At 39.8% G+C, this 8,154-nt stretch carries 4 protein-coding genes; 3 read left to right on the plus strand and 1 reads right to left on the minus strand.

Annotation, left to right across the window (positions count from 1 at the left end):
• Nucleotides 1-601 precede the first annotated feature (601 nt).
• Nucleotides 602-1,729 (minus strand): AAA family ATPase, encoded by a 1,128-nt coding sequence (locus C233_RS0121655; protein ID WP_018669561.1) that lies wholly within the window; start codon nt 1,727-1,729, stop codon nt 602-604.
• Between the two features lie 500 nt (nt 1,730-2,229).
• Between C233_RS0121655 and C233_RS0121660 the strand changes: the two genes are divergently transcribed.
• Genes C233_RS0121660 through C233_RS23355 form a run of 3 tightly spaced genes read left to right on the plus strand, consistent with a single transcriptional unit; the run spans nt 2,230 to nt 7,601 of the window.
• The gene (locus C233_RS0121660; RefSeq protein ID WP_081626143.1) at nt 2,230-5,160 is read left to right on the plus strand and encodes a SusC/RagA family TonB-linked outer membrane protein; all 2,931 of its coding nucleotides are present in this window, start codon (nt 2,230-2,232) and stop codon (nt 5,158-5,160) included.
• An 18-nt stretch (nt 5,161-5,178) separates the two neighbouring features.
• A complete protein-coding gene (locus C233_RS0121665; protein WP_025069268.1) occupies nt 5,179-6,753 on the plus strand; it encodes a RagB/SusD family nutrient uptake outer membrane protein in 1,575 nt (524 codons plus the stop codon).
• A 32-nt stretch (nt 6,754-6,785) separates the two neighbouring features.
• Nucleotides 6,786-7,601 (plus strand): hypothetical protein, encoded by an 816-nt coding sequence (locus C233_RS23355; protein ID WP_018669564.1) that lies wholly within the window; start codon nt 6,786-6,788, stop codon nt 7,599-7,601.
• Nucleotides 7,602-8,154: the final 553 nt, after the last annotated feature.

Below are 8,154 nucleotides of genomic sequence, written 5' to 3' on the forward strand. Positions count from 1 at the left end.
TCTTTGGAATACATACGGCAAATGCCGTACTGATGATAGACAAGATCAGGAACAGGACGGTGAAAGCGGCATGATATGATTTTACAGGCAGAGGCAGAAGATGTCTTCAGACTTCTTCCCGAGCGTCATGTCTTGTAGGGTAAGATTGTGTGAGAAATTACAGGAATAGGACTATAAAAATGGCATATGAAGTGAGTATGCTCTATCATCTTCATATGCCATCTTGATTTTTAGGGACATTTACTGAATATCCCTAAAGAGAAATCGGTAAAAGCAGCTCGCTTTTACCGATTTTTCTTTATTGATAAGTGTATAAAATCTATTATATCTTTAGCTGTAACGATAGTTATTGGCATGCATTTCGTTCGCCTTGCAAATAATCAGCATGCCCATATTCAATATGGGGTGGGCATAAATTTACGTGAGTTCGGATAAAAAACGCTAAAATAAACAGGTAATTACGAGTTTTTTTATAGCTGGCAAATATAAATTAAAGAAAGATACAGATTACTTAAAGCAAGATGCTGGTGTTCTGCGCGTTGAACGAATCGGCAAAAATGATGCAGAGGTACTGTATTCGGTATTATAAGAAAATTCCCTTTTAACTTATCTGTTTCTTTAACCAGATATCAAAGAATTTATCATATACGCTATACACACCTAATTCATTCGTTACAAAGTCTTTATCCAAAAGTCCTTTAATGGCTCCTTGTACAGAACTGGCGGTGAGTTTATAAGTTCTCAAGAATTTGGAGGAGGTGATTTCCTGCGCCTTTCCTTCCTTACAAATGGCAATAAGAACTTCTTTCTGTTTTGGAGGAAGTTGAAACAGCAGCGAAGAATAGGTAAAATTCAATTGCGATAAAATATTGTCAATAGCAAGATTTACTTTATCGACCGTACATTCCTCACCTTCAGCAGTCATTGCATAAAGGGAGTTTGCCATAAACTGAATATACCAGGTTATTCCTTCGAAACGTTTAAAAACCTCTTTAACTGTTTCTTCTGTAATATTTTTCTTATTTTCTGTAAAGTGCCTTTTTATAAATTCCGTATAAATATCTATGTCAATAGAGGACAGTTCCATGATAGCTGTGCTCTGGTAAAACGGACGTGACGGACTGGTAAATATCTCTCCCATCATATGCCGCTGCGAACCGGCATAAATGAATTTTGCATTAGAGCAGTGTTGAATGTGTGTGCGCAACGTAGCTTCAACATCACTTTCCGGATATTTGGCAATGACTTGAAACTCATCAATGGAAACTAAACAAGGCTTATCTGCCTGTTCCAGATAGTGAAATATCTCATCGAGAGTTATGGCGGGAGTTTTTATATCCCCCATTTCCAAATTCCAACTGGGATTGCCACTAAAGTCAAAAGAGATACTGGTGCGAAGAGATGACAGGCATTTGAGAAATAGTTCCCATGCTTTTCTTCCACGTGGCTTTAAACCATTCAAAATTCCTTTTCCAAACTCAAATACGAACTCTTGGAAATTCTTTGTTGCGTATATATCGATTAAGAATGTGTGATATTCTTCCTTTATTTGTTTTTGATAGAAGCAATGTTCTATCAGGCCGGTTTTTCCTAAACGGCGAGGGGCTATCAAAGCAACATTATTTCCGTTGGTTATGTAGCGTGTCAATGTAGCTGTTTCGGTTATACGGTCGCAAAAGTACTTTGCCGAAACATAGCCACTGGTTATAAACGGATTGATTTTTGCCATAGATTACATGTTTTATGCAAAGATAATTATAATCTTCTTATAATAATATGTTTGTAATACTTTTCTGCGGACGACAATCAAAAAAGCAATAAAAGGTAAAAGCTTTCTTCGTAGTCTTTGGGAATTGTCTTATTACAAGAACCTTTTCTCTGAAATGTTATGTTTTATTTTGACATGAGATTTTAATCTACAGTTTTTATCATGGTACGTCTCTTTTCTTGCCGATAGCCATTACCTGTATTGCTTTTTATTTACAAAATTAGTTCTATGAAAGACCAAAGTATATTGGAATAACTATAATAAAGTTATACTTCAGTATGTAACCTTCTTAAAATCAGCATCTTGTTTAACTGTACGGTAGCATATCGGTAACTTACTAACTTCGCCAATGTTCGATAGGGCATCTTCTATTGATGTATCAGCTAAGTACAATAAATTTTCTATTATTTGTAAATCGCTAATTATTAGCAGTTTATATCCTTTAGAGTTCTGCGAAAACTCTGCAAATCTCGTTTGTTGGTATGCAGACGCAAGAGGTTGCAATCAAGCCCCATGTAAGGGTAATTCTCAAATCTGATACGGAAGTGCTTGATGAAGTTATGGTAGTAGCCTACGGTACGGCTAAGAAAGCGTCTTTTACAGGTTCTGCGGCTATTGTCAATAACAAAAGTTTGGAAAAAAGACCTGTCAGTAATGTTACAAAGGCATTGGAAGGTTCCACTACCGGTGTGCTGACTACATCCGGAAGCGGGCAGCCAGGAGAAGGTTCCAAAATCCGTATCCGTGGATTTGGCTCTATAAACAGTAGCTCCGAACCTTTGTATGTAGTAGACGGTATGCCTTATGACGGCGGTATCGAAGATATTGCACCGTCCGATATCGAGTCCATGACTATTTTAAAAGATGCTTCGGCCGGAGCCTTATATGGAGCCAGGGGAGCTAACGGAGTTGTTATTATAACAACGAAGCAGGGAACCGCAGGCCAGACTAAGGTTAATTATAAGGGAAGTTTCGGTTTTTCGACGAGGGCTTTAAAGCGTTATGATACGGTAAACCAGAAAGAGTTCGTTCAGCTGACTTATGAAGCTTTGCGTAACAATTACGCTTTCAACAGCGGTTATAGCTGGGAAGATGCTGAGAGTGCGGCCAAATCGAGTCTTTCTTCCAAACTGGGAGGTGAGGTATATAACCCTTTCAAAAACTATTCTTGGGATAACCTTATCGGAGCTGACGGTTATATACAGAAAGATGCCCAGTCGGCATATGATGAGGATTGGATGGATGCCATTACGAATAATGGAGCGTTCAGACATGAACATCAGTTGAGCTTTACCGGTGGAACCGAGAAAACAAAGATGATGTTCTCATTGGGATATTTAGATGAAAACGGAGTATTGAAAACTACTGAGTTTTCACGTTATAACGCACGTATAAATGTAGATACGAAAGTTAACGAATGGTTCAAGGCGGGATTGAATGCGGCATTCTCTCAAACGGAATCCAACTCTTCGGAATACGAAAGCTCGGAAAGCGCCAACGTTTGGTATACCGCTCAATTTATGGCTCCCATTTATCCTGTGTATATGAAAAATGAGGACGGAACGGATGCTTTGGATGAGAATGGTGCACGTCAACTGGATTTTGGAAAAAATCGTCCTACATTGACCAACTTCAATTCGATTGGTACGTTAGAAGATGATAAATTCAGCCTGAAGAATGATAATCTGTCAGGACGGTTCAATGCGGTAATCGGTAGCGATTCCGATAATGCCAAATGGTTGAAAGGACTTAAATTGAATATAAATTTCGGTTTGGATTATCGCACACGCAATCAAATGTATTATTACAACATGCATCATGGAAACCAAGTGGCAAGCAACGGTTTAATTCAGAAAGCCAATGTGCGGATGTTGAGTTATACGTTCAATCAGTTGCTTACATACAACCGTTCGTTCGGCAAGCATACAATCGACTTAATGGTCGGCCATGAAAATTATGATTATACATATAATTACTTGTCGGCTGCAAAGAGCAATTTGGTTGACGGCATATTGGAACTGCGTCCGGGTACGACGATGAAGGATGCGGATTCTTATACGCAGGAAGACCGTATCGAATCTTATTTATCCCGTGTAAACTACAATTACGATGATAAATACTATATTTCTGCAAGCTGGAGAACTGACGGTTCTTCGCGTTTCCACAAGGACAACCGTTGGGGTAACTTCTGGAGTGTCGGTGCAAACTGGCGTATCTCACAGGAAGAGTTTATGCGTGATTTAACTTGGGTCAACAATCTCTCGCTGAAAGCAAGTTATGGGTTACAGGGTAATAACAACCTGCTGGACTCTGAAGGTTATGTAAATTATTACGCATGGCAAAGCCTCTACGATTTAAGCTACCCTAACGGTACGGCTGTTGGTGCCATTGCATCGACTTTGGGGAATAAAGATGTTACATGGGAAAAGAACGGAAATCTGAATATCGGTTTGGAAGGACGCTTGTTCGACCGTTTGGACTTTTCTTTCGAATATTATTACCGTAAAACCACAGATATGCTGCTTTCTTATCCGATGGCTTTGTCCACAGGATTTTCTGGTTATAATGCCAATGTAGGCAGCATGCGGAACTGCGGTCTGGAAGTTAGCTTGGGCGCCAACATTATCCGTACAAAGGATTTTGCATGGAATGTACGTGTCATGGGGTCTACAACGAAGAACAAAGTGCTGAAACTGACTTCTGAGTCGCCTGAGATAACCAAAGGTATTAGAGTAATCAAGGAGGGTATGCCGGTATATACTTACTATATGGCAAAATCTGCCGGTGTCGACCCTATGACCGGTGCGCAACTTTATTGGGTGTATGATACTGACGAAAACGGTAACCGTATCAACGAACGTGTAAGTTCCGACTATAATAAGGCTGCACAATCCAAATATTATCAGGGAAGCCGTATTCCCGACTTGTATGGTAGCCTGGGAACGGATTTTACATGGAAAGATTTGGATTTGTCTGTGTTGACGACTTATTCCATTGGCGGAAAAATCTACGACGGACTTTATGCCGGATTGATGAATCCTCTGTATGTCGGCGATACTTTTAGCTCACAGGCGCTTCGCAGATGGCAGAAGCCCGGCGATATAACCGATGTGCCACGAGTGGAAATTGCCGGCCAATATACTGTAACGGACAGATTCCTGGTAGATGCATCTTATTTTTCGATAAAGAATATATCATTGGGATATACTCTCCCAAAGGTATGGACGCAGAAAGCTGGAATCAGTTCATTAAGGCTGTCGTTCAGTTGCGACAACGTTTATCTATTTAGCCATTTGAACGGTATGGACCCGCAATATGACTTCACGGGTGGTACTGATTATACGTATAGCCCCGCCAGAACCTACTCTTTCGGAATAGATATTAATTTCTAATATAAACAGAAAAAAACAATGAAAAAGTTAGCATTATATATATTGACGATGTCATCGATAATCGGTATCACTGCTTGTAGTGATGATTATTTGAATACATCCCCCAGTACTTCTATATCGAGTGACGGTATTATGGCGAGTGCCAGTACCGCCATTGTGCCCCTGAACGGTATTTATAAAACAATGTACTCGGAAGGGTGGACTGTAACCGCGAACGAACAGCAAGGTGACGGTATTTGCGGATATAATCTAATGGCCGATTGCATGGGTGAGGACCTTGTATGGGTAGCCGACGGTAACGGCTGGTATAGTTTCGATACAAAATATACGGGCAAGTCATATTATGCGCGTACGGATTTCCGTCCGTATGATTTGTGGAAAGCCGGATATACATGGATTGCCAATGCCAATTATGTTTTGTCGGCAGAAGAAACAATGGAAGGCAGTACGGCTGATGTGAACAATATCATAGGACAAGCCTACGCTATCCGCGCCTACGCTTATTTCATGCTGGCGCAGCAGTATGCCCGTACGTATGTAGGCCATGAGGATGAAAAATGTGTGCCTATATATACAGGAGCCACTGTCGCCGGTTCTACGGGAGAGGCGCGTTCGACGAACAAAGAAGTTTTCGAACGGATTTGGGAAGATATCAACAAGGCAGTAACGCTTTTAAAGGATGCTTCAACGCGTACGAGTAAGACACACATCGACTACGCCGTAGCATGCCAGTTGAAGGCACGTATTTGTATGGTGATGAATAAATGGCAAGAGGCATCGGATGCAGCGCAAGAAGCTATAAGGAACACTACTGCCACCTTGACTAAAGATGTTCTTAGCGGAATGAACAGTATTAGCCAGGCCGATGTAATGTGGGGAGCGGAAATTACTGCCGACCAGGCTCAAGGTTGGGGTACATTCTTAACCCATATGGATGCTGTTTCATTCATCGGTTCGGATATGGCTATGTATAGCACTGGTGCTCCTAAAAAAATCAATAAGTTGCTTTATGAAACAATGGGAGATAACGACATCCGCCGTGGGTGGTGGTTGCCTAACCAGGCAGATGAATGGGGCAACAAGCTCGATAACACCTATATTCAGAATAAGTTTAAATTTTCGAATGTAAGTAGCTGGTTGGGAGATATGATTTGGATGCGCGTTGAGGAGTGTTATCTTACGGCTGCCGAGGCAGAATGCCATTTGGGGGACGATGCTTCTGCACGTAATTTATTGAATGAACTGATGTCTTACCGCGATGAAGATTATAATACTACAAAGAGCGGCAATTCCTTAGGTAAATTAACTACTGACAAGACTTATTCCTTATTGGAAGAGATTATTACGCAACGCCGTATCGAGCTATGGGGAGAAGGTCATCGTATTTATGACATCAAGCGTCTGAAACAAGGATTCATACGTACAGCAGAAATGGGCTGGGCAGAGGAGTATTTAATCAGCGAGAATGCGAATGTACGTACGGATAATCCTGAAACCTGGGGTTGGGTTATGACAATACCGCAAGCTGAATTCGATGGTAATGTAAATATGGATTTGTCAACGGACCAGAATCCGTTGGATAGTGGATTATAATGAATGTCATCAACATTAAAGACTAAGAGTATATGAAGAATTTTGGATATGCAATGATTGCAAGTGCCTTTTTATGCATGGCATTTGTATCCTGCGACACAGATAATATAGGAGCAACCTATACACCGGACACGGAAGAAATACAATTCTTTATGCCCGAGCAATCGGTTATTGTTTCCAAAGAGAGTTCGGAAACAGAGGTTAAGGTTCGCTTGATTCGTAATATTGCCAATGAAGAAAAGACTATTAATTATGATATAACTTTAAGCGATAATACTGTTTTGAGTGATGAGAATAATGGTAAGGTTACTTTCAAGCAGGGAGAGGCTGTTGCCTATATTCCTATTAAGGCTCAAAATCTCGTTATAGGAACCTCTTATACCGCTACCATAAATATAGCAACTGACGACGAGGAAAACCCTTTGTCTACTCAGGTCAGCATTATGCGTGATTATAATTGGGTCGAAGTCGGCTCCGTTATTTATACGGAAGCTGATTTTGCACTGGGAGAAGTGGAGGTTCCAATAGAACAAGCCGAAGGGGAGAATATTTATCGGCTGCCGGATTTATATTATAATTTAACGAACGGAGAAGATGAAACTGTTCCGAAGGGATGTCACCTCCAATTCATATTGGATGAGAATTATAATGCGATTAATTTGACCCCTAGCCAAACATTTGTAGATATGGGAACTGGCTACTTTATGTACTACGACCCGGAAAATTATGCGGCATATTGTTCTTTTACAAATAATGGAAATGAATATACATTGAAATATTTGATAACTGATGACAAGTCCAGCCTATATATGGGAGGCTCTTCTTTTGTATGGGAGAATAGACCATAACTCCGGTTTTTGTTCGCTTATCTCTAAAAGATTGGATATGACCGATTAGAGGTACTAACTATAATTTACATAACTTAAGAAATACGGAATTCGTAATGGATTCCGTATTTTTTTGTTTCAAGGATTTGTATCGCCTTTATCTTCTGTTCATTTATAAAATGGGAAAACTTATTGGCTTGCTATCGGGATTATGTATTCACAGCAACAAATATGCATTATTTTATTTTTACATAAGTTTTTCACCCCTTTCCTAACAAATCCTTTTCCGGCAGCTTATTGCCGACATCTATTGTTGATGTACTTTTTATTTACAAGAATGATTTAAAAAAATTATAAGTACATTTTAATTGTTATGCTATATGCAGTACTTCTATATGTAGATTATTGAATATCAGCGGTATAATTTATGAATTGGTAGCACACAGGTAACTTGATTACACAACTGGTACGTGATAGAGTACTTTCTATGGATGTTTTTAATAAATACGACAAGTTCTTTTGTGTTTGTAATAATCTTATTTTTAGATGTTTACATTATGTACAGTTCTGCGAA

The sequence above is a fragment of the Bacteroides gallinarum DSM 18171 = JCM 13658 genome (assembly GCF_000374365.1).
In the GTDB taxonomy this organism is placed as follows: domain Bacteria; phylum Bacteroidota; class Bacteroidia; order Bacteroidales; family Bacteroidaceae; genus Bacteroides; species Bacteroides gallinarum.

Bases quoted from the DNA above. Each gene is read 5' to 3' on its own strand.
- C233_RS0121655 (WP_018669561.1), bottom strand. From the start codon at position 1,729: ATGGCAAAAATCAATCCGTTTATAACCAGTGGCTATGTTTCGGCAAAG.
- C233_RS0121665 (WP_025069268.1), top strand. From the start codon at position 5,179: ATGAAAAAGTTAGCATTATATATATTGACGATGTCATCGATAATCGGT.
- C233_RS23355 (WP_018669564.1), top strand. From the start codon at position 6,786: ATGAAGAATTTTGGATATGCAATGATTGCAAGTGCCTTTTTATGCATG.